The sequence below is a fragment of the Dyadobacter sp. CY326 genome (assembly GCF_021390515.1).
Taxonomy (GTDB): Bacteria; Bacteroidota; Bacteroidia; order Cytophagales; family Spirosomataceae; genus Dyadobacter.
On the sequence record NZ_JAJUXI010000002.1, the window covers coordinates 263,266 to 282,375 of the forward strand.

General features: G+C 45.0%; 14 protein-coding genes. 4 read left to right on the forward strand and 10 right to left on the reverse strand.

What is annotated here, in order from left to right; translation table 11 throughout:
- Positions 1-16: 16 nt before the first annotated feature.
- The 5 genes from LZG73_RS01685 to LZG73_RS01705 form a co-directional block, all read right to left on the reverse strand.
- Positions 17-1,357, reverse strand: coding sequence for a Gfo/Idh/MocA family protein (locus tag LZG73_RS01685; RefSeq protein WP_233845759.1), 1,341 nt, complete (start codon positions 1,355-1,357; stop codon positions 17-19).
- Between the two features lie 122 nt (positions 1,358-1,479).
- A complete protein-coding gene (locus LZG73_RS01690; RefSeq protein WP_233845760.1) occupies positions 1,480-2,847 on the reverse strand; it encodes a DUF1080 domain-containing protein in 1,368 nt (455 codons plus the stop codon).
- Positions 2,848-3,034: 187 nt separating this feature from the next.
- Positions 3,035-4,696, reverse strand: coding sequence for a RagB/SusD family nutrient uptake outer membrane protein (locus tag LZG73_RS01695; RefSeq protein WP_233845761.1), 1,662 nt, complete (start codon positions 4,694-4,696; stop codon positions 3,035-3,037).
- Between the two features lie 44 nt (positions 4,697-4,740).
- Positions 4,741-7,923: a TonB-dependent receptor gene (locus tag LZG73_RS01700; protein WP_233845762.1), complete on the reverse strand. Its 3,183-nt coding sequence runs from the start codon at positions 7,921-7,923 to the stop codon at positions 4,741-4,743.
- A 471-nt stretch (positions 7,924-8,394) separates the two neighbouring features.
- A complete protein-coding gene (locus tag LZG73_RS01705; RefSeq protein ID WP_233845763.1) occupies positions 8,395-8,778 on the reverse strand; it encodes a hypothetical protein in 384 nt (127 codons plus the stop codon).
- 205 nt (positions 8,779-8,983) lie between these two features.
- Between LZG73_RS01705 and alaS the strand changes: the two genes are divergently transcribed.
- Entirely contained in the window at positions 8,984-11,641 is a 2,658-nt protein-coding gene (gene alaS, locus LZG73_RS01710; RefSeq protein WP_233845764.1) for an alanine--tRNA ligase, read from the forward strand.
- 126 nt (positions 11,642-11,767) lie between these two features.
- Here the strand turns inward: alaS and LZG73_RS01715 are convergent, their stop codons facing one another.
- Positions 11,768-12,868 carry a hypothetical protein gene (locus LZG73_RS01715; protein ID WP_233845765.1) on the reverse strand — a complete coding sequence of 367 codons (1,101 nt, stop codon included), beginning with the start codon at positions 12,866-12,868 and terminating at the stop codon, positions 11,768-11,770.
- Positions 12,869-13,054: 186 nt separating this feature from the next.
- Here LZG73_RS01715 and LZG73_RS01720 point away from each other — a divergent pair, with 186 nt between their 5' ends.
- Together LZG73_RS01720 and LZG73_RS01725 are read left to right on the forward strand one after the other, a co-directional pair.
- Positions 13,055-13,315 carry a hypothetical protein gene (locus tag LZG73_RS01720; protein ID WP_233845766.1) on the forward strand — a complete coding sequence of 87 codons (261 nt, stop codon included), beginning with the start codon at positions 13,055-13,057 and terminating at the stop codon, positions 13,313-13,315.
- Positions 13,308-13,943 carry a zeta toxin family protein gene (locus LZG73_RS01725; RefSeq protein WP_233845767.1) on the forward strand — a complete coding sequence of 212 codons (636 nt, stop codon included), beginning with the start codon at positions 13,308-13,310 and terminating at the stop codon, positions 13,941-13,943. The genes LZG73_RS01720 and LZG73_RS01725 overlap by 8 nt, the downstream gene beginning before the upstream one ends.
- Here the strand turns inward: LZG73_RS01725 and LZG73_RS01730 are convergent, their stop codons facing one another.
- From LZG73_RS01730 to LZG73_RS01745, 4 genes are all read right to left on the reverse strand, one after another.
- Positions 13,944-15,764: an LA_2272 family surface repeat-containing protein gene (locus tag LZG73_RS01730; protein ID WP_233845768.1), complete on the reverse strand. Its 1,821-nt coding sequence runs from the start codon at positions 15,762-15,764 to the stop codon at positions 13,944-13,946. It lies immediately after the preceding gene.
- Between the two features lie 15 nt (positions 15,765-15,779).
- Entirely contained in the window at positions 15,780-16,772 is a 993-nt protein-coding gene (locus LZG73_RS01735) for a FecR family protein (RefSeq protein ID WP_233845769.1), read from the reverse strand.
- Positions 16,773-16,784: 12 nt separating this feature from the next.
- On the reverse strand, positions 16,785-17,354 hold the full coding sequence (locus tag LZG73_RS01740) for an RNA polymerase sigma-70 factor (protein WP_233845770.1): 570 nt from the start codon (positions 17,352-17,354) through the stop codon (positions 16,785-16,787).
- Positions 17,355-17,470: 116 nt separating this feature from the next.
- A complete protein-coding gene (locus tag LZG73_RS01745) occupies positions 17,471-17,791 on the reverse strand; it encodes a hypothetical protein (protein ID WP_233845771.1) in 321 nt (106 codons plus the stop codon).
- A gap of 223 nt (positions 17,792-18,014) precedes the next feature.
- Between LZG73_RS01745 and LZG73_RS01750 the strand changes: the two genes are divergently transcribed.
- Positions 18,015-18,947, forward strand: coding sequence for a hydrogen peroxide-inducible genes activator (locus tag LZG73_RS01750; RefSeq protein ID WP_233845772.1), 933 nt, complete (start codon positions 18,015-18,017; stop codon positions 18,945-18,947).
- Positions 18,948-19,110 lie beyond the last annotated feature (163 nt).

Here is a 19,110-nt window from a genome sequence, read left to right on the forward strand (position 1 = left end):
CAATGTTTTATTTGAACTAGCTTAAAACGATCTCCTTTTTCTTTGGGTCCCAGCTTACACGTTTGCCCGTATGCAAAGCTTGCGTAGCCATGATATTTGCCACCGAATGGTTGAAACCAACGCGAGCTGGCGCATTGCTTTCCTTGCGGCTACGAATGCATTCCATCCAGTTGCGCATGTGCAGGGAGGTCATCGGATCAGCCCCTGTGTTGGCGTCGGTGGCGATTTTATCACCGGTTTTCAAAGCCATTTCAGGAAGCAAATTTGCTTGCAGACCCATTCCTTTGGCATCTTTTTCCTTCAATCCGCCCTCAGGAGTAATTTTATTGGTGTCGAGATTGATCATCCCGCCATTCGAGTAGTAATATTCTTTCACGCCGCCAGCCTCATTGTTGAAACGGGAGGAGTAAATCACCTGGAAGCCTTTTTCCTTGTTATCAAAAGGTCCATATTCAAATGCTGCGCTGAATGTATCAACATTCGTGCGACCGTCTTTCCAGGTGTAAATTCCACCATTGGCAACAACGTTTCTTGGTGCGTCAAGTCCCGAGAACCAGTGCACTGTGTCAATTTGATGGGCCATCCATTGACCCGGGATTCCGGAAGAATATGGGTAAAACAAGCGGAATTCAAGATAATAGCGCGGGTTCCATTCAACTTTCGGACGATTCATCAGGAAACGATCCCAGTCGGTGTCTTCTTTCCTGATTTGCGAAACTAGTTCCTTACGCCTCCAACGGCCCGGCTGGTTTACATTCCAGGTCATTTCAACCGTTGTAATGTCGCCGAATTTGCCTGATTTAATGTATTCATAAGCTGCCCAGTAATTTGGTGCGCTGCGGCGCTGCGAGCCAACCTGTACAATTTGTTTGGACGCTTCAACTGCCTTTAACGCAACTTTCGCATCCTCCAATGTTTCGGCAAATGGTTTCTCAACATACACATCGCGACCCGATTTCACGGCTTCCGCGCAATGCAATGCGTGCTGAAAGTCGGCTGTGCTGATGATTACTGCATCCACATCTTTACGTCCCAGCAATTCTTCATTGTTTCTGGCTTTTGCAAATTCAGCGGCGGCATAAGGTTTTCCTTTCATGAACGCCTCAGCCTCATCGCGGCGGCGGTTCCAGAGGTCGGAAACGCCCATAAATTCGAAATTCAGTTCTTTTGCGTGATCAGAGAAACTTGGCGCAAGCGAACTGCGGAAACGATCTGAAAAACCGATTATCCCAACGCGCACGCGGTCATTTGCACCTAAAATTTTGCGATAACTGGATGCACTGAAAGCATTTGAACCCACAGCAACACCCGCCGAAGCCAGCGCTGCATTTTTTATAAATTCCCTTCTGCTTGACATAATATTGATGGTAAAAAGTTAATTTCTGCTAAATGGCGCCCGAAATCCACGGGCAATCAGTTGTAAATGTCTTGCTTGGATTTATCTACTTAAAAAATCAAGTCTTTTTTCCAAGCAGCGAATCATTTCGTCTCCCGCACTTTCAGGCTGCGGAACGAAACATTGTCTCCATGATCCTGCAAAAGCAAATTGCCCTGCTGTGAAAGGCCAAAGCCTTCAAAACCTTTGAATTTAGACTCGGCAACGAATTCTTTGAACTGCTGCGAGCCGCGCACATATTCAACCACTTTATAACCGTTCAAAAAATGCTGAACCGTCCCGTCCTTCTGCACAACAACGCGGCCCTGGTTCCACTCTCCTATTTTCTTTACTGCATTCTTTGGCCTGTCGGCCGGGATAACGTCATAAAAAGAAGCAATGGTCCGATTTCCGTTTTTGCCTAGCTTAGCATCCGGATGTTTCTCATCATCAAGCACTTGATATTCACATCCAATGCCTGATTTCCCTCCTGAATTGAATTTTTGATCAACAAAATATTTCACCCCGCTATTCGCACCTTCGGTCAATTTGAAATCGAATTCAAACTCGAAAGCCGGGCCGAATAATTTTTTGGTAACAATGTCATTTCCAGTTTCCGAACCGTCAGATTTAGAAATCGTGATTGTGCCGTCGTTGTAAGTCCAGCGCTTGTTTGGGAAATCGGTGCCGCCGTAAGAACGCCATTGATCCGCGGACTTTCCATCGTAAAGCAATGCATAACCCTGCGCTTTCTCCGCTTCGTTAAGCGAATTGGGAATGAGGTTCACAATGCGAATGTTGCTCGCAGGACTTGGTTTGAGATCTTTTGTTTTGATTCTTACATTCTTCCAGCTCACCTGCGTGCCTTCCAGATCTTTACTGCCAATGGCGTGCACTTGCAAACAAATGAATCCGCTCGGCGTCATATCGTCAATCACATGCGCAACAGGAACGCCATTCAGAAATGTGCGGATGGAGCTTCCTATGGCTTCAATGCGATATTTGTTCCATTCATCTTTTTTAAAAGCCTTTTTTCCTTCCGGGTTCAAATCCAGAGGATAAAGCCAGCCGCGGCGCGCTTCGTCATAAATGCCTGCCGAATAAGCGCGGTCACTCGGATCAATTTCGACCTGGTAACCATGCACACGGCCGTTCTGATAATCCGGTGTGGACAAACTACGGATCTGGATGCCGGAATTCAGCTTGTTATCGACTTTTACATCGCATTCAAAAATGAAGTCGCCATAATCCTTTTCCGTCGTCAAAAACGAATTGGGCGTATCCGTCACGGAAGTCCCGACAATGGCGCCGTCTTTCACCTCATATTTGGCTTTTCCATTCAATTGCTTCCAGCCAGTCAGGTCTTTCCCATTGAAAAGATTCTCCCAACCATCATTTGATTTTTGCGCATCTGCCACAGAAATTGTCATTGTTAACAGCAGAATTGCGAGCGATAACCTGTTTTTTCTCATTTGTAAAGAACTGAATTGGATAAATAATGAATGTAACAACCCTCCTTCGCATGGCGCACATTACTCTAATGAACGACATTTTGCGGGCTCTACCCTTACAACCGGAATGCGCTTTTAGCAACTATTCCCATCATGCAAAAGACCTCGCTTTTGACATGATGGGAATATACATTAATCTTTGTTATGCTCAATAACCAGGATTCTGAGGGAATGCCGCGGCTCCACCTTCTGTCCGGTCAATCTGCGTTTGCGGAATCGGCCGCACGAGGTGAATTGCCTTTACATTCGGAGCAGCTTGTGCATTGTATTTTTTCACGCGTTCTACGAGGTTGCCCCAGCGTTTCAAATCCATCCAGCGCGTCTGCTCGCCCAGCAATTCACGCCCACGCTCTTCCATGAGCATCTCCATGTTCATATCCGCCTGCTTAATCTCCATTGCGGCCGTTTTGCCTGGAAATGCTGCACGACGGCGCACCATATTAAGAGCTTCGGTTGCCTCTTTAACTTTTCCGGTCAGTAATTGCGCTTCTGCCAACATTAAATAGGTGTCTGCGAGTCGGAAACACATGTAATCTCTGCTTCCCGGCTCATAAGTGCGGTCTGGACGCAATGGATCAAGAAATTTTTTCAACGTTGGAAACAAGGCTTCGTCATAGCGGCTTGGCACCAAAACCTGATATGGTTTTTTCGCTCTTTCGGCCAATGGCATTTCATAACCGGGAATGAAGATGGCCGTGTCGCCTGCTTTGAAAGTCACCTCTGTTTTTGAGTTGTCAAACACGTTTGTAAACTTGCCCGGATTGTTGGAAATCCATGTGTCCTTGAAAGTTTTCTTGTAACGAGAATCATTAACGCGGTCTTTAAACACGGTTTCAAGCGTGTATTGCGTCGGACGCAACCTTTTGAAAGGCCGACCATTCAGGATATCACGAACCATTCCGGCCTGCACGTCATATTGCATTCCAAAATAAAGGTGCAAGCTGTTTCCCGTTCCGTTAGTTAGTGGATCTGTTGTATACTGAACCGCAAATACAACTTCATCATGATTTTGATTTGCCTGATCAAAAACGCTGGCGAAATCTGGCAGTAACTTAAATGTGTAATTATTGATCACATTGGATGCATAGGTTGCAGCTTTGGCATAATCATCAGCCGCTTTTGAACTTGAATTTCCTTTTGCCAAATACACTTTCGCGAGCAAATGCTCCGCTGCCGGCTTCGTGGCGCGTCCATAATCCGTTGCTTTTGCTTTGTTTTCAAGATCCGGCAAGGCAGATTCCAAATCAGAAATAATCGACTTGTAAATCTCCGATTCCGGTGCGCGGGAAGTTTTCTTGGTTGGCAAAATTGTTTCGGTCAATCTCAGATCGACCTCTCCAAATTGCTGCAACAGGAGAAAATAGTAATGTGCACGTAAAAACTTCATTTCCGCCACGCGCTGCTTTTTAACAGCATCTGCGACTGTCGCTGCGGGCGCACGCTCGATAACGGCATTACAAACGTTGATTCCGCGATAAGTCTCGTCCCATATCGTTGCCAAATAGTCCACAGTTGGCTGCAACTGCGCATCGTAAAAGTGAAAACCTTTGTAACCGCCATCGGCGCCTGTTGCGTAAAGGTCTGTTCCAAACTCAGTCATGGTCAGCCCTTGCTGCGTTCCATAATAGTTGCGCAACGAAGAATAGGCCGACTTTGCAGCATCTTCAAACCCTTTTGGCGTGTTGATATAGTCGTTGCCAATGCTCGAAATCACTTCCTCATCGAGCAAGTCGCTGCATGATTGGCCCATGAGCATAAGCGCCGCAAGGCCAATGTATTTATATGTTTTTTTAATGTATCTGAATGTCATCTTCTTAAAAATTAAATGTTGTTACCAGGACTTTTCAGCATGGATCAAAACTTCACATTAAGTCCGACCGTGGAAACACGCGTTGCAGGTGTTACGCCCGATCCGATTGTTGTTTCCGAAGTTTCAGGATCCACACCATTGTATTTCGAGCGGTATTTTGACCAGATTTTTGGCTGCTGAATGCTGGCAAACAAACGCAGCGATTCGAGGCCCAGTCTTTTGGTCAATTTGTTGGTGAAAGTATAACCGAAGTTGATGTTCCGGATTTTCACGAATGAACCGTCGTAATAAATGATCGCCTGATTGTTAACCGGAAACTCCTGATCCTTATTGGGTTGCGGAAATTCGTTGGTTGGATTGTTCGGCGTCCAGTAATCCACATACATTTGCTGATAACGGCCTGCCAACGCGTTGTTATCTCGGTGGAAACCGCTGATGATCATCTGTCCTTGTCTCGCATATATAAAAAATGAAAAGTCAAATCCTTTGAAATTGAAACGGTTGGTAATCCCACCGCTCCAATCCGGCACATCCGAGCCCAGTTTCTGACGATCATCTGCATTGATTTTTCCATCAGGTTGACCAGTCAATTGTCCGTCCGAACCGCGTCCGTTTACGTCAGCAACCTTGATCTGACCGACGCGACTTCCGTATGATTTGGCAGCGTCAGCTTCGTTAGTCTGCCAGATTCCTGCTTTTTTGTAATCAAAAAATTCCGAGAGCGGATAGCCGATGAACCATTTGTTACCCAAATCATCCACAGCGCCATTATATAAGGAAATGATTTCTTCTGTGTTTTTGGTAAACTGGAAATCAGTGGTCCATTTGAAACCGCTTTTGGTGTTAACATTAATCGTCGAAACGCCAAGCTCAATTCCCCTGTTGCGGGTCTCGCCCACGTTACGCGTAACCGCATTGAAACCAATGGATGCCGGCAACTGATCCGAAAGCAGCAAATCCGTCGTGTTTGTTTCATAGAGTTCAAGTGATCCCTGAACGCGCCCTTTGAGGAAGCTGAAATCGATTCCCACATTCTTCGTCGCGGAAGATTCCCATCTCAAATCAGGATTACCAATTGTGTTCGGGCGTTGTCCGTAAGCCGGCGTGTTGTCAAAAGCATAAATTGTCCTGCCCAATAATCCCTGCGTTTGATAAGGTGCAACGCCCTGGTTACCCACAGATCCGTAACTTACGCGCAGTTTTAAAAGGTCAAGCCAGGAAACGCCTTTCATAAACGGCTCGTTGGAAATGTTCCACCCCAAAGCAACACCGGGAAATGTTCCGTATTTTGTATTTTCCCCAAATCGGCTGGACCCGTCGCGACGAGCCGTAACGGTTACCAAATATTTGTCGTTGTAATCGTAATTGATCCGCGCCATGTAGGAATTCAATGTCCAGGGAATGAGCACACTACCAACTCCAAGAACCGCACTTGCGTTACCCACATTGTAAAATTGCTGCGTTTCAGCCGGAATGCCCTGAACTGAAACGGTGTTAGCCTCAAAGTTTTCGCGTTGAACAGAATGCAGTGCGGTGATGCCTAAATTGTGTTTCGCTGCGAATGTTTTGTTATAGGTGACAATGTTTTCCAATGTCCAGTTGAAGCCATATTGGTTGTAAATGGCAGCCTGCGGATCGCCGCCTTTTCTCGCATTGGTTTGTGCACCAATGAAGCGTCCACCGCGTTCAACTGCGAAATCCGGACCGAAATTGATCCGATATTTCAACCCTTCAATGATCTTGACTTCGGTGTAAATGCTGTTGAAGATCCGGTATTTTTTGCGTTCGTCAACCTGCGCTCCTGGCACGATTTCAGCAAGTGGGTTGGTCAAAAGTGCGTCGTTTGTTGGCGCAAAAATGATTTTGCCATTGTCGTCATACGCTTTTCCTAATGGGTTTTGATTCAATGTAAACGAATAGGGATTCAGATCTTTACCATTTCTAACCGAATACATTAAATAAGAGGAAATGCCCACCTTAACCCGGCTGTTGATGTTATGGTCAATGTTTGCACGAAGGGAAGTTCTTGTGTAATCCAGTCCTTCTGAAATTCCTTTATCCCTAAAAAACCCGCCTGAAATGTAAAATTGCGTCTTTTCGTTGCCACCCTGCACACCCACTGAATGATTTTGCTGGAAGCCCTGACGCAAGATCATGTCCTGATAATCTGTCGTGCGGTTGTTTTTAATTCCGTCCAGCTCCACTGCTTCAAACAATTTGGAATCTGCAAATGCATCCACCTGGCCGGTTGGCACCGGATTTCCATTGGCATCTTTGTAAAGACTTCCCGCAGCAATTCCGCGGCGCGACTCGCGCATATATTCCGCAAATTCTGGTCCTGAAAACAAGCGGATCTTGTCCAATGCATCCGTTACGCCCACATAAGTGTCGTAGCTGATGGTCGTTTTGCCTTTGGTGGCTTCGCCTCTTTTGGTTGTGATCAAAACAACACCATTGGCTCCTCTCGCACCATAAATCGCAGTGGCCGTTGCATCTTTCAGGATCTCCATGGACGCAACATCATTGGGATTCATATCTTCATAACCACCTGACACAAAGTCGAATGGACGTGTAGACATCAATTCATTCCGGTCACCCGCCAAAGGAATTCCATCCACAACATACAATGGGTTATTGCCCGCATTGAATGAGCGCCGACCACGAATCAAAACTTTTGGAACCGAACCCGGTTTACTTCCCGACTGCGAAACGTCCACACCCGCAACGCGACCTTGCATTGCCTGGCCAATGTTTGTAATCGGCATTTCACTGATTTGCTTTGAGCTTACCGAAGAAATCGCCCCTGTTGTCTGACTTTTTTTCTGGCTACCATAACCCACGACCACAACTTCTGTAAGCGACTTCATATCCGCATCCAGCCTGATATCTACAACGCTTTTTGCGCCTACCGCAACTTCCTGCGTGATGAAACCTACGGATGAAAACACCAGTATCGCGCCATTATCTGGCACGTCAATCTTAAATTGTCCGTCAACATCTGTGTTTGTTCCACTGCGGCTTCCTTTCAACACAACCGACACGCCGGGAATCGGCGTGTTGTCCTCTGATGACGTGATTTTCCCGGACACCGTTTTGTCGATCGGGAAAACGTGGGTTACATTCGGGCGGTTCAGTGAGAATGCCGGGCCTGAGAGGCCGGACACAATCATTGCTGCCATGGTCCAGCGCAGCGCGCCTTGACCAGCAAAAGTAAATTTTCTTTTCATACGCATTAATGGAAATTGTAGGTTCTGACTGTTAATTGCTGGACGACCATTTCTAAGGTTACCCTTAAAAAAAGTTATATTTTTTATAAAAATAATGTTAGTGTAAATCGTCGGTTACAAGTGTATTGGTTACTTATAGGTATAATGATGTTAACTGGCGAATTGGAAGTAAGCAGCGATGAAGTCTGGGCAACGATTTTGAATAATTCCAATAACTACATTATTTGTTAAGATAATGCAATTGAAATGAATGGTCGAGGATAGGAATAAGCTGAGAAATGCGGAAAGAAAACAGAGAATTTATTTATGCAAACGTTATCGGGAACGTTGCCAATGTAGGGCTCATCAAATATTTAATTGTAGAAAACCTATTTTGAGTAATAAAAACAGTCACAAAGATGACCGAGCTAAACTTGCCAATTTGTATTATTACCAAAACGAAAGAGAGAAAATTTGCAGAACAGAACGGACTCAGCGAATCAGAGAAAAAAATACGAAGGCAAGCAAAATAATTACGACCATAGAAATCACCCCCACAACAATGCCGCTAGGCTTAACGGACTCGCTATACGCGCTCGGCTGTCCCGACTCACGCTCCTTGATACTTTCAAGCGAATTCCGAATCCTGCCCCAAATTGAATTAACATCCTGACTTGAAAGCGAATCAGTTCTCCAATCCGAAGCCATTAATACAAGCTCCCGGGCTCGCGCGACTGTGTCCTTCATGGCAGGATATTTCACGATCCATCCTTCCCAAAACGACCTGATAGGTGGATCATCAGGAAACCGGACCCATCTAATGAATAGGTTTTCCATCGCTAACTCTTCTGCCGATAACTCTGAAAACGGTTTCATTTCAAGCGCTTAATTAATTCAAAAGGCTCATTCCCTTTGCTACCAAATCCACAAAGCTAATTTGCAAAAGCGTCTTAAAAACACTGCACCGGAAGATCTGCGAATTTAACAAATAAGAAACTTTGTCAGGGTTTATACTCAAAACGTCTGCCTTTCCTTACCTTTACCGCCTGTTTTATAGAGTGTAATGACCAAAATTTATACAATGACCTCGCATCAAATACGTCAGGCTTTTCTTGATTTTTTTCGCAGTAAAGAGCATTTAATTGTCCCTTCGGCTCCCTTGGTGGCCAAGAATGACCCTACTCTGATGTTTAATAACTCGGGTATGGCCCAGTTTAAGGACTTCTTTTTGGGCAACGGCACTCCACCTTCGCGGCGGATTGCGGATACACAAAAATGCCTGCGCGTTTCAGGAAAACACAATGATTTAGAGGACGTTGGCTTTGATACTTATCACCACACCATGTTCGAAATGCTGGGAAACTGGTCTTTCGGAGATTACTTTAAAAAGGAGGCGATTACCTGGGCGTGGGAGTTGCTGACGGAGGTTTACAAATTGCCCAAAGACAGACTTTATGTCTCTGTATTTGAAGGCGATTCCAAAGATGGTGTTCCTTTTGATCAGGAGGCGTGGGATCTTTGGAAGCCGATTGTTGGAGAAGACAGGATCATTCTTGGTAATAAAAAGGACAATTTTTGGGAAATGGGCGACACGGGCCCTTGCGGTCCTTGTTCGGAGATCCACATTGATCTTCGTCCTGCTTCGGAAGTTGCTGAGATTTCGGGAAAATCGCTTGTTAACAATGATCACCCGCAGGTTGTGGAGATCTGGAACCTCGTTTTCATGCAATTTGAGCGGAAGGCCGACAGCTCACTTGTGCCACTTCCTGCTACGCATGTGGACACGGGCATGGGCTTCGAGCGGTTGTGTATGGCTGTGCAAAACAAGACTTCCAATTACGACACAGACGTTTTTCAAAATACAATACAAGTCCTTGAAACGCTTTCCGGCAAGACATATGGTGCTGGAATTGAACCGTTTGCCGATATTGCAATGCGTGTGATTGCGGACCACATCCGTGCCGTTGCATTTGCAATTACTGACGGTCAGTTGCCATCCAACGTAAAAGCGGGTTATGTGATTCGCCGGATATTGCGTCGTGCAGTGCGTTATGGTTATTCTTATCTGGGCTTTCAGGAGCCGTTTTTTTACAAACTGGTGGCCGTGCTTGCCGATCAGTTCAAGGATGTTTTCACAGAATTGAAAACGCAGGAAGAGTTTGTTACACGTGTGATTCTGGAAGAAGAAAAAAGCTTTTTGAGAACGCTTGAATCTGGTTTGAAACGCCTCGATGTCATTATTAATTCACTTAAAGAAAAGGGTGTTGGTGTCATCGCGGGACAGGAAGTTTTTGAATTAAGTGACACTTTTGGCTTCCCTGTTGACCTCACGGCGCTTATTGCGCGTGAAAAAGGTTTTCAAATTGACGAGACCGGTTTTCAGGATGCATTGGCGGAACAGAAAAAACGCTCGCGTCAGGATGCAGCCAAAGAGGCAACGGACTGGATCGAATTGCGTGAGGCTGACGGGGTTGAATTTCTCGGTTATGACTTCGAAGAAACGCACAGCCACATCATAAAATATCGGAAAGTGAAGACCAAAGCGGGTGAAGAATATCATATCGTGCTGGATCGAACTCCTTTTTATGCAGAAATGGGCGGGCAGGTTGGCGACACGGGTGTTTTGATCATTGACAATGGTTTGGAAAATGGCAAAAAAGTCATCCAAATTGTTGATACTAAGAAGGAAAATGATCTTTTCGTACACATTTCACGTGATAAGGACCTGGACGACGCGCTGCAACGTGCCGGAATTATCGTTGCGAAAATTGATGAAACGCGCCGCGATCGCATTAAATCAAATCACACCGCAACGCACTTGATGCTGTCTGCAATGCGTGAGGTTTTGGGAACGCATATCGGACAAAAAGGCTCATTCCTGAATGATGAAGTGCTTCGTTTTGACTTCTCACACTTTTCAAAAGTGACGGATGAGGAGTTGGTGAAAATTGAGGATCGTGTGAATCAGAAAATTCGTGAAGACATTCGACTGGACGAACGAAGAAATGTGCCGATCAAACAAGCGTTGGAGCAAGGTGCGACCGCGACTTTTGGTGAAAAATATGGTGACTTTGTCCGTTTGATCATTTTTGATCCTGCGTATTCATTCGAACTTTGTGGTGGAACGCACGCGCCGTCAACGGGCAAAATCGGTGTTTTCAAGTTTATTTCGGAAGGCTCTGTTTCGGCTGGCGTGCGCCGTGTAGAGGCGGTTACCGGTGCGAAAGCTTTGGAAATTATGCGTCAGCAGGAAGAAACGCTGAATAAAATCAAAGATCTGCTTAAAAACCCGACCGATCTGGTGAAAGCCGTTGAGGGTTTGCTGGATGAGCGAACAAACTTGCAAAAAAGAATCGTTTCGTTTGAGAATGAAAAGATCCGGACGCTGAAATCTGAATTGATCGCTAATGTGAAGAAGCACAGCACATTCAATTTGATTGTCGAAAAAGTGGATGTGCCGAGCGCTGAATCTTTGAAGCAACTATCTTATGAGCTGCGCGATCAGGTTGAAAATTTGATCGCCGTTTTCGGAGCGGAAATTGCTGGAAAACCGCAACTTTCGGTTTTCATTGCTGAAAATATTGTACAGGAAACGGGCTTAAATGCGGGTAAGATTGTCAAAGATCTCGCAAAGGAAATTCGCGGAGGCGGAGGCGGTCAGCCTTATTTCGCGACTGCGGGTGGCTCGGATGCAAGTGGCCTGGACACCGCATTGGAAAAAGCAAAAGGTTTGTTTTAAGCATTGCTAACATTGCGGCTTGTCCGCATAACATTGAAAAGGAGCGGCGCCATCGGCATCGCTCCTTTGTCTTGGAGGGTTAAAAGAAAATTGAAAGTGCTAAGCCTAGGTGAGCAATTTCGCGCATTAAAGAATCAGTTGAATGCCCGTGTTAAACCCGAAATGGACTCCTTGAAAATCTTTCGAGCTGTCATTTTTCCAAATGTATTTTTTGACAAAATCATAACCGTCCTCCCGTTTGAAACTTACGTAATTCACTGTTGGTCCGGCAAAAACTTCGAGCTTGTTGCCGATTTTGTAAGCTGGAATAATGCGAAGCGTGTTTTTGAAATAATTAGTTTTCTTGAAATTTGAAAGCGATTGACTTGCTGCTTCAACATTGATTCTGAAATGATTAGCAACCGGAATATGCGCACCCAGACCTGCTTCAATGGCATATAAATCGCGTTTGCTATCCTTGAAATTATAACCCACGCCCGCGATTCCATACAACACGCGGCCGCCCGACCGGAACGACGCAATGGTCGTCATGCTTTCGTCAATCGTTACCGCGAATGACTTTTCACCGCTTTTGATGAAATTAAAAATGGCGATAGGATAATCACTGGTGTCGGCAATGTTGATCAAACCAGCCAATTGAATGCCTTTCACCGTTTTTGCCACATTTGCAACGCCGCCAATCTGGGTATTTACATTTTTGCCTTTGTTGAGAAATCCTGCCAACTGCAATCCCTTCGCATCTTCCCGCGTGATGTTAGTGAAACCTGCAATTTGCGCAGATCCAGAACTGCCCGAGAGATTCATAAATCCAGCGATCTGAGCGCCTTTTGCCTCATTTTTAATGACGTTCGAGAATCCGGCCATTTGAATTCCACTCGCATTGCCTCCGATAATATTCGCAGCTCCGGCAATTTGAATGCCCTTCGCATCATTCCCGATCACGTTCACGGCGCCGGCAATCTGAAATCCCGATGCATCCTGTTTGATTACGTTTGCCGCCCCAGCAATGGCAACGCCGGTTTCTGCTTTGGACAAGCCTGCAATGGCATGCAGTGAGAAGCGATTGGTGTAGGAAGCGGCATGCTTGCCATTGGTGCTAAGCGGATAAATGAAGCCAAAATGCACTGTCGACGTGCTGTCTTTTTGACCCAATGAAACGAATGATACGCCAAACAAAAAAATGCTTGTAAAGGCTAGCCTAGCCAAAGAAACTGTTAAATTTTTCATGGAATGTATTTTAAATTGCTGAATGCAACTTACCGACAACATGGTGCGGGCTCACCCTAAAAAGTTTGGAGAAAAAATCATTTGAGCCGATCTTAACGAACATAGTACATTCTAGAATGTCTCACTTTCATTACATGTTTAATTTTGCTAGATTTGACTATTGTCATGACACTATAATTTTTACAAATGAGTACTAGGGAAGAATCTCTATTGAATGAGCATTTAAAAAACCTTCGAGTAGAAACACTTGAAAAAGGCTTTCCTTTCATGCTTCACGATTCAAAAATCGCTTCGGAAGGTTTCATTTACGAGTTTCCAAATGGGTCAATGAAGATCATGGCGCTGGCAGACAACTTGCAAACAATCGTTGAAGTTAGGACGCTGGAAATCAACGAAATAAAATACCTCAGGAAAAAGCACAAACTTCCTGCATTCCAGTATGCCTGATCTTTTCGTGATCACCGGACCCAACGGTGCTGGAAAATCTTCAAATGCCAATTCACTTATTCCGAAACCAAATGACTTTCCCATTTTTGATGGTGATAAGTTATTCTATCAGCTATTGGACAAGCATTATAAGGAGATTAAAGTGCCCAAATATGCCCGCGAGAAAGCAGAACATGACTTGCAAGATATCTTTGAACATCAAGTCAATAGTGCAATAATTGAAAATCAAGATTTTGCTTATGAGGGACATTTTAGCTCAGAGCATTCCTGGTCAACTATAAAGCAGTTTAGGCTGGCAGGATACAAAATCAATATGGTTTTTCTAGCTCTTGATGATGTGAATGTATCGTTACAGAGAGTTGCTGTACGAGTTTCACAAGGCGGGCACCATGTTGCACCAGCCCATATTTACGAAAACTACTTTGGGAATATTAAATCATTGGATCGAAATCTTGCACTAATTGACAGGCTGCTCATTATAGACAACAGTTCTACCAACGCAATCCATATTCTCACGCTCGAAGACCGAGTAATATCGTCCCTTACGAAAAAGCATTTGCCTGCATGGTTGAAAAGTAATATGCCCCAACTAATGCAGATTATTGAACGATCTGAATCATATCGCTAACTATAACTTCCCATAGCGCCAGCTCAGGCCGGCTTGCCAGCCGAGCCAGGAGGAGATGTTTTTGTTGCCCATTTTGAAGTCGGGGTAACCTTTGGGCGGGAAGGATTTGTAGCCTTTCTCGGGCTGGAAGCCGTCGCTGTTGTAGACTGAGAATGCGGGACCAGCGAAGAGCATCAGGCGTTTGCTTAGTTTATAATTAACTGCCGTTTGCAAGCGATAAAGCATGGGAATGCGTTCCCAGCTGGTCGTATAAACGTTTTGATTTGTAATCTCTGTGAAAAAACCGACCTTTTTGAAAGGCAAAAACTCAAAGCCAATTCCGGCTCCGAATGTGTAGGTGCGCTTTTCGCTGCCAGTTGTTGCACCGGCCATGAGAATGCTGTAAAACTTGTGTGTGCCCATTTTCCACGCCACATTGACGGGAACAATGTCATTCGCATAAAGCGAAATGTTGGAAGTGCTTTTTTTGATAATATTAATCAACCCAAGGCTCAGTCCCGAGGAGCTGTCCGCAACGTTAATGATGCCAATCTGCGTTCCATGAAGCCTCTTTGCCACATTAATGAATGCCAATTGAAATCCGCGCACTTCATTTTTACCAACATTTGCCACGCCGCTGATCTGCCCGCCCGAAAGATTTTCAGTAACCACATTGGCCGCGCCACCTACTTGCACGCCATTAAAATTCCCGGAAACATGGTTGTAAACACCAGAAATTTGTGCGCCATCGGAGTTGCCTCCGGTTAGGCTCAATGCGCCAGAAACTTGCACGCCATGCAATGTTTTGGCAGACCTGCTCATAAATCCACTCACTTGTGCGCCCTCAATATTTTGCCTCACCATTCCGGCAAATCCCGAAACTTGCACGCCATTGAGCGAGTCGAGAATGTTGTTGAGAAAACCTGCAACTTGCACGCCGGTGACGGTCCCGGAAACAATGTTAAATGCCCCGGCGATTTGCGCGTAACGGACATCTTGTTTGGAAATATTGAAACCTCCGGCTATTTCGACGCCGTCAACGCCAGCTGTGTAACCGCCTAACAAATTGAGTGAGAACTTGTTGACAACCTGTGCACTCATTTTCCCATGTGTTCCTAAACCCGGTGTTAAGGAAGCTTGATAAGGCAGCGCAACGAAAAAACGACCAATGTTGCGGCTCTGCGTCCGGAGCCTTGCGGAAAGAAAAAGTCTTCCCAGCCACGTGGATTCGCCTTCGGAATAACGGACAATGAGCGGGTCAAGATCAACGGCTTTTTGAGCAATGCGGATTCGTACATCGCCGCTTTCCTGATTGATCACAATGGTTGTGTCGCCGTAACCTACTTTGCTGATTGTCAACGTTATCGGCAAACTTCTGTCCTTGATGCGTAACCTGAAACGGCCGTCGTCGCCGGATAGCGTCGAAACCAATAACTGTCGCGAATAAACGCTGGCATAATCCACGGGCGCCTCCGTTTCCAGATCAAAAATATGTCCATCGACATAGAAAACTTTTTCCTTCGCGGCGGCCAGGATGATCAAATAATCACCTTTCTCCTTGTATTGATATTTGTTGTTGAATAGTTGGTCTAAAAGCTGCTTAACCGTTTTCTGACTAGCATTGACATTGACCAGACTGTCGCTGGAAATAATGTCGCTGTTGTATGAAAAATAGAATTTCCCCTGCTGACTTATCGATTTCAAAACTTCTGAAACCGGCTGATTTTGCACCGTTATGGTCACGGTTTTACTCAAAATACCCTGCGTGTAGGCTACGCAGGGCATTAATATCAATGTTATGACCAGTTTCAGTGTTTTGTGCAGGGTAAAAGTCCGATTCATTCCGAAAGATAAGCGCTATTTCAAAATGATCCGCTGTCCGCTATGTTCAACTTTGATCGTCAATGTTTCACTAATGATTGCCAATGTGCTGTCCAGCGACTTTTTCTCAAATGTTGTGTTGATTGGCCTGTTGCTCAGCGCTTCATTTCCAATCACAATGTCCGTGTCGTAAGTCTCATTCAAGATTTCCACCAGTTTCCACAAAGGCGTGTCGTTGCAGACCAATTTGTTTGTCCGGTAATATTTATACAATTCATCCTCCGCATCGTCTTTTACCAGCGCTGGCTTGGTTTTAACAACCGTTGCTTTTTGTTTCGGGCTAAGTCTGACGAACTCATTGTTTTTCGCGACCTCGACCAAACCGGTTTCTACAATAACCTCCGTTTTATTTGCATTGTCTTTGACATTGAAACTGGTCCCTAAAACTTTCACGGTCATATCGTTAACAGTGATAACGAATGGCTTTGTCTTGTCTTTGGTGACTTTGAAAAAAGCTTCACCCGTTAATGTCACCTCCCTTTTTGCACCAGTGAATGTGGCTGGATAAGCAATGCTTGATTTTTTATTTAAAATCACAATCGAACCGTCCGGCAATGTGTCGGTCACAGTTTGCGATCCCGAGTGAATGGTTAACAATTGACTTTCAGCATTTTGACCTAAAAACAAATACGCGAGCCAGCCGGCACCCAGAGTCGCAGCGATGAGGGCGGCAACCCTGAGAAATGCAAATGATTTTTTTGGTTTGTGGAGCGGGATAACCTGCGTTTCTTCACTCGACTTTTGCGTCCGTTTTTTGAAACGTTCCCAGGCAGCATTTTCATCGATCTGGCTTTGTGCGGCCAGCTGTTTGCTCTGGTTCCAGATCAATTCAAAATGTTCGAAATAACGCTGGTTGTCGTCACTGTCGGACAACCATTGGTTAATCTCGATCTGTTCTGCGACGCTCGCCTCGTCCAGTAAGGACTTGACCAGCAGGTCGTCTATGTTGTAATTCAGTTCTTTATGCATGGCTGACAGAGATTAACTTAGGAAAAATAAGAGAAAGGATGCGGGCAGGAAGTCAGCCAGTTTGAGACGTAAAAGTCGCAGCGCTTTGCCCATTTGGTTTTCAACTGTTTTTACCGGCAGTTCCAGGCGGTCGGCAATTTCATGGTATTTCAATTCTTCAAAACGGCTCATTTGAAAAATTGTCCTGCATTTTTCAGGCAATTCCTGCAACGCGCAGTCCAGACGCTGTTCAAGTTCAGTCAGTTCGAGGTGATGAGCGGTGTTATTGGTGTGTTCCATTTGGTGAATTGCGTAAGTTTGATACGCGTCCCTGACTTTTAAATGTTTGATATAATTAAGGCTTTCGTGGTAAACCGAGCGATACAAATAGCCGCTGACCGACTCCCGGATCTCGATATGGTCTGTCTTTTCCCACAGTCTGCAAAAAACGTTTTGCACCATTTCCTCTGCCATGATATCGTCCTTTAAAATCGTGCGGGCATAAGCATGAAGGCCTTTGAAATGTGCTTTGAAAACCTTCTCAAACTCCGCTTCCCGATCCCTGCTTAAAAATGTTACGTGATCCGCGATGGCTACGTTCATTGCAATGATTGATTACTGATAAAAAATAAGCGCCCGACTGAGGCTGTTCATTGGAATGACAACCAGTCGGGCGCTTACCCTAATTTTGCGGAAAACATTTCCGCTATTTTTTTGATCTATTGCTTCTTAGCCGCTTTTAGCGAATCTGCTTTGGTGGTTTTGTAACGTTTATCAGGCGTGCCGTCTGCTTTCAATTTTTTGTTATCGCTGTAACGTTTGTCCGGCGTGCCATCTGCTTTGAGTTTCTTGTTCTCCGCATAACGCTTGTCCGGTGTGCCGTCGGCTTTCACCTTAATGGTCGTTTTGTCATTTCCGGTTTGCTTGGTCGACACGGTCGTTTTGGTTGTTCCCGGTTTTGCAGGTGTTGCAGTTTGGGCAAACACAGGCGCGGTTACAGCCATAAAAGCAACCAGAATCAATGCTTTCAAGTTTTTCATTGCCTTCTTGATTAATGTGAGCGATAGAATAATTGACTAATGTGAATATAATGTCCAAATATCATGCCGGTTCGTCATCATAAAACTTAGTTTAATAACAATTTAATGCAATTAGGATTTAGTAAGTAAGAGAAAGTGAGCCGTTTGAATTAGAAAAAGAATCGATCTAGATGATAATGTTTAAATTTGCATAGACATTATCTATTGACGAAATTTCCTCTCGATGAATATTCAGCAATTGGAATACATTGTTGCCGTTGACAATTACCGGCATTTTGTGCACGCAGCTGAGCATTGCAATGTTACGCAGCCAACCCTGTCCATGATGATCCGTAAACTGGAAGAAGAATTATCGGTCAAGATTTTTGATCGCACCAAGCAGCCCATAGTGCCGACAGCCATTGGACGCAATATTATTGATCAGGCTAAAACGATTTTGCGCGAAGCGTCGCGTATGAATGAGATTGCCAAGCACTATAATGGTGATTTATCGGGCGAATTGCGGATCGGGATTATCCCAACCATTGCGCCTTATTTGCTTCCACATTTTGTTAATCCCTTCATTTCCAATTATCCCGACATTAAACTGCATGTTTCGGAAATGATCACCGAACGCATCATTTCCGAGCTCAAACTGGGCAATCTGGACGTTGGGGTGATCGCTTCATTATCGGAAGAGAGCAGTTTGCAGGAGATTCCATTGTATAAGGAGCGCTTTTACGCATATGTCTCGGAGCGCACGGATTTATATGCTAAAAAATACATTTTACCCGCTGACATTGAGCCCAATGAACTTTGGCTTTTGGAAGAAGGACATTGTTTCCGCACGCAAATCCAGCGACTCTGTGAACTGAGCCGCAATAGCCAGTTTGGCAGCAGTTTCAGTTACCGTTCAGGGAGCATTGAGACATTGATCAGGATGGTAGAAAAAAATGGCGGCATCACCATTCTGCCCGAAATGGCCGTCATGGAGCTCTCCGAAGAACGCAAAAAGCACATTCGAAGCTTCCAGTTCCCCGAACCCGCCCGCGAAGTCTGCCTCCTCGTAAACCGCGAACAAATGAAAACAAGGCTGATCGATGCCTTAAAAACGGGAATCACCGCTTATTTACCGCAGGAAATTTTTGAGGCGAAAAGTGAGATTAAGATTTTGTGAGAGATAAAATTGGGGAGAATGTATGAAAAGAGCTCAAAATGTCGCTTATCAGATATTTTTATCAGCGTGAAATTAGCAAGAACGTCTGGATGAAAACTTAAACCTGAAAAGCTGTTTGGTTATACTATTTTACATAACAAACATTAAAATAGTATAACTAAGC

Bases quoted from the DNA above. Each gene is read 5' to 3' on its own strand.
- LZG73_RS01685 (WP_233845759.1), bottom strand. From the start codon at position 1,357: ATGTCAAGCAGAAGGGAATTTATAAAAAATGCAGCGCTGGCTTCGGCG.
- LZG73_RS01690 (WP_233845760.1), bottom strand. From the start codon at position 2,847: ATGAGAAAAAACAGGTTATCGCTCGCAATTCTGCTGTTAACAATGACA.
- LZG73_RS01695 (WP_233845761.1), bottom strand. From the start codon at position 4,696: ATGACATTCAGATACATTAAAAAAACATATAAATACATTGGCCTTGCG.
- LZG73_RS01700 (WP_233845762.1), bottom strand. From the start codon at position 7,923: ATGAAAAGAAAATTTACTTTTGCTGGTCAAGGCGCGCTGCGCTGGACC.
- LZG73_RS01705 (WP_233845763.1), bottom strand. From the start codon at position 8,778: ATGAAACCGTTTTCAGAGTTATCGGCAGAAGAGTTAGCGATGGAAAAC.
- alaS (WP_233845764.1), top strand. From the start codon at position 8,984: ATGACCTCGCATCAAATACGTCAGGCTTTTCTTGATTTTTTTCGCAGT.
- LZG73_RS01715 (WP_233845765.1), bottom strand. From the start codon at position 12,868: ATGAAAAATTTAACAGTTTCTTTGGCTAGGCTAGCCTTTACAAGCATT.
- LZG73_RS01720 (WP_233845766.1), top strand. From the start codon at position 13,055: ATGAGTACTAGGGAAGAATCTCTATTGAATGAGCATTTAAAAAACCTT.
- LZG73_RS01725 (WP_233845767.1), top strand. From the start codon at position 13,308: ATGCCTGATCTTTTCGTGATCACCGGACCCAACGGTGCTGGAAAATCT.
- LZG73_RS01730 (WP_233845768.1), bottom strand. From the start codon at position 15,764: ATGAATCGGACTTTTACCCTGCACAAAACACTGAAACTGGTCATAACA.
- LZG73_RS01735 (WP_233845769.1), bottom strand. From the start codon at position 16,772: ATGCATAAAGAACTGAATTACAACATAGACGACCTGCTGGTCAAGTCC.
- LZG73_RS01740 (WP_233845770.1), bottom strand. From the start codon at position 17,354: ATGAACGTAGCCATCGCGGATCACGTAACATTTTTAAGCAGGGATCGG.
- LZG73_RS01745 (WP_233845771.1), bottom strand. From the start codon at position 17,791: ATGAAAAACTTGAAAGCATTGATTCTGGTTGCTTTTATGGCTGTAACC.
- LZG73_RS01750 (WP_233845772.1), top strand. From the start codon at position 18,015: ATGAATATTCAGCAATTGGAATACATTGTTGCCGTTGACAATTACCGG.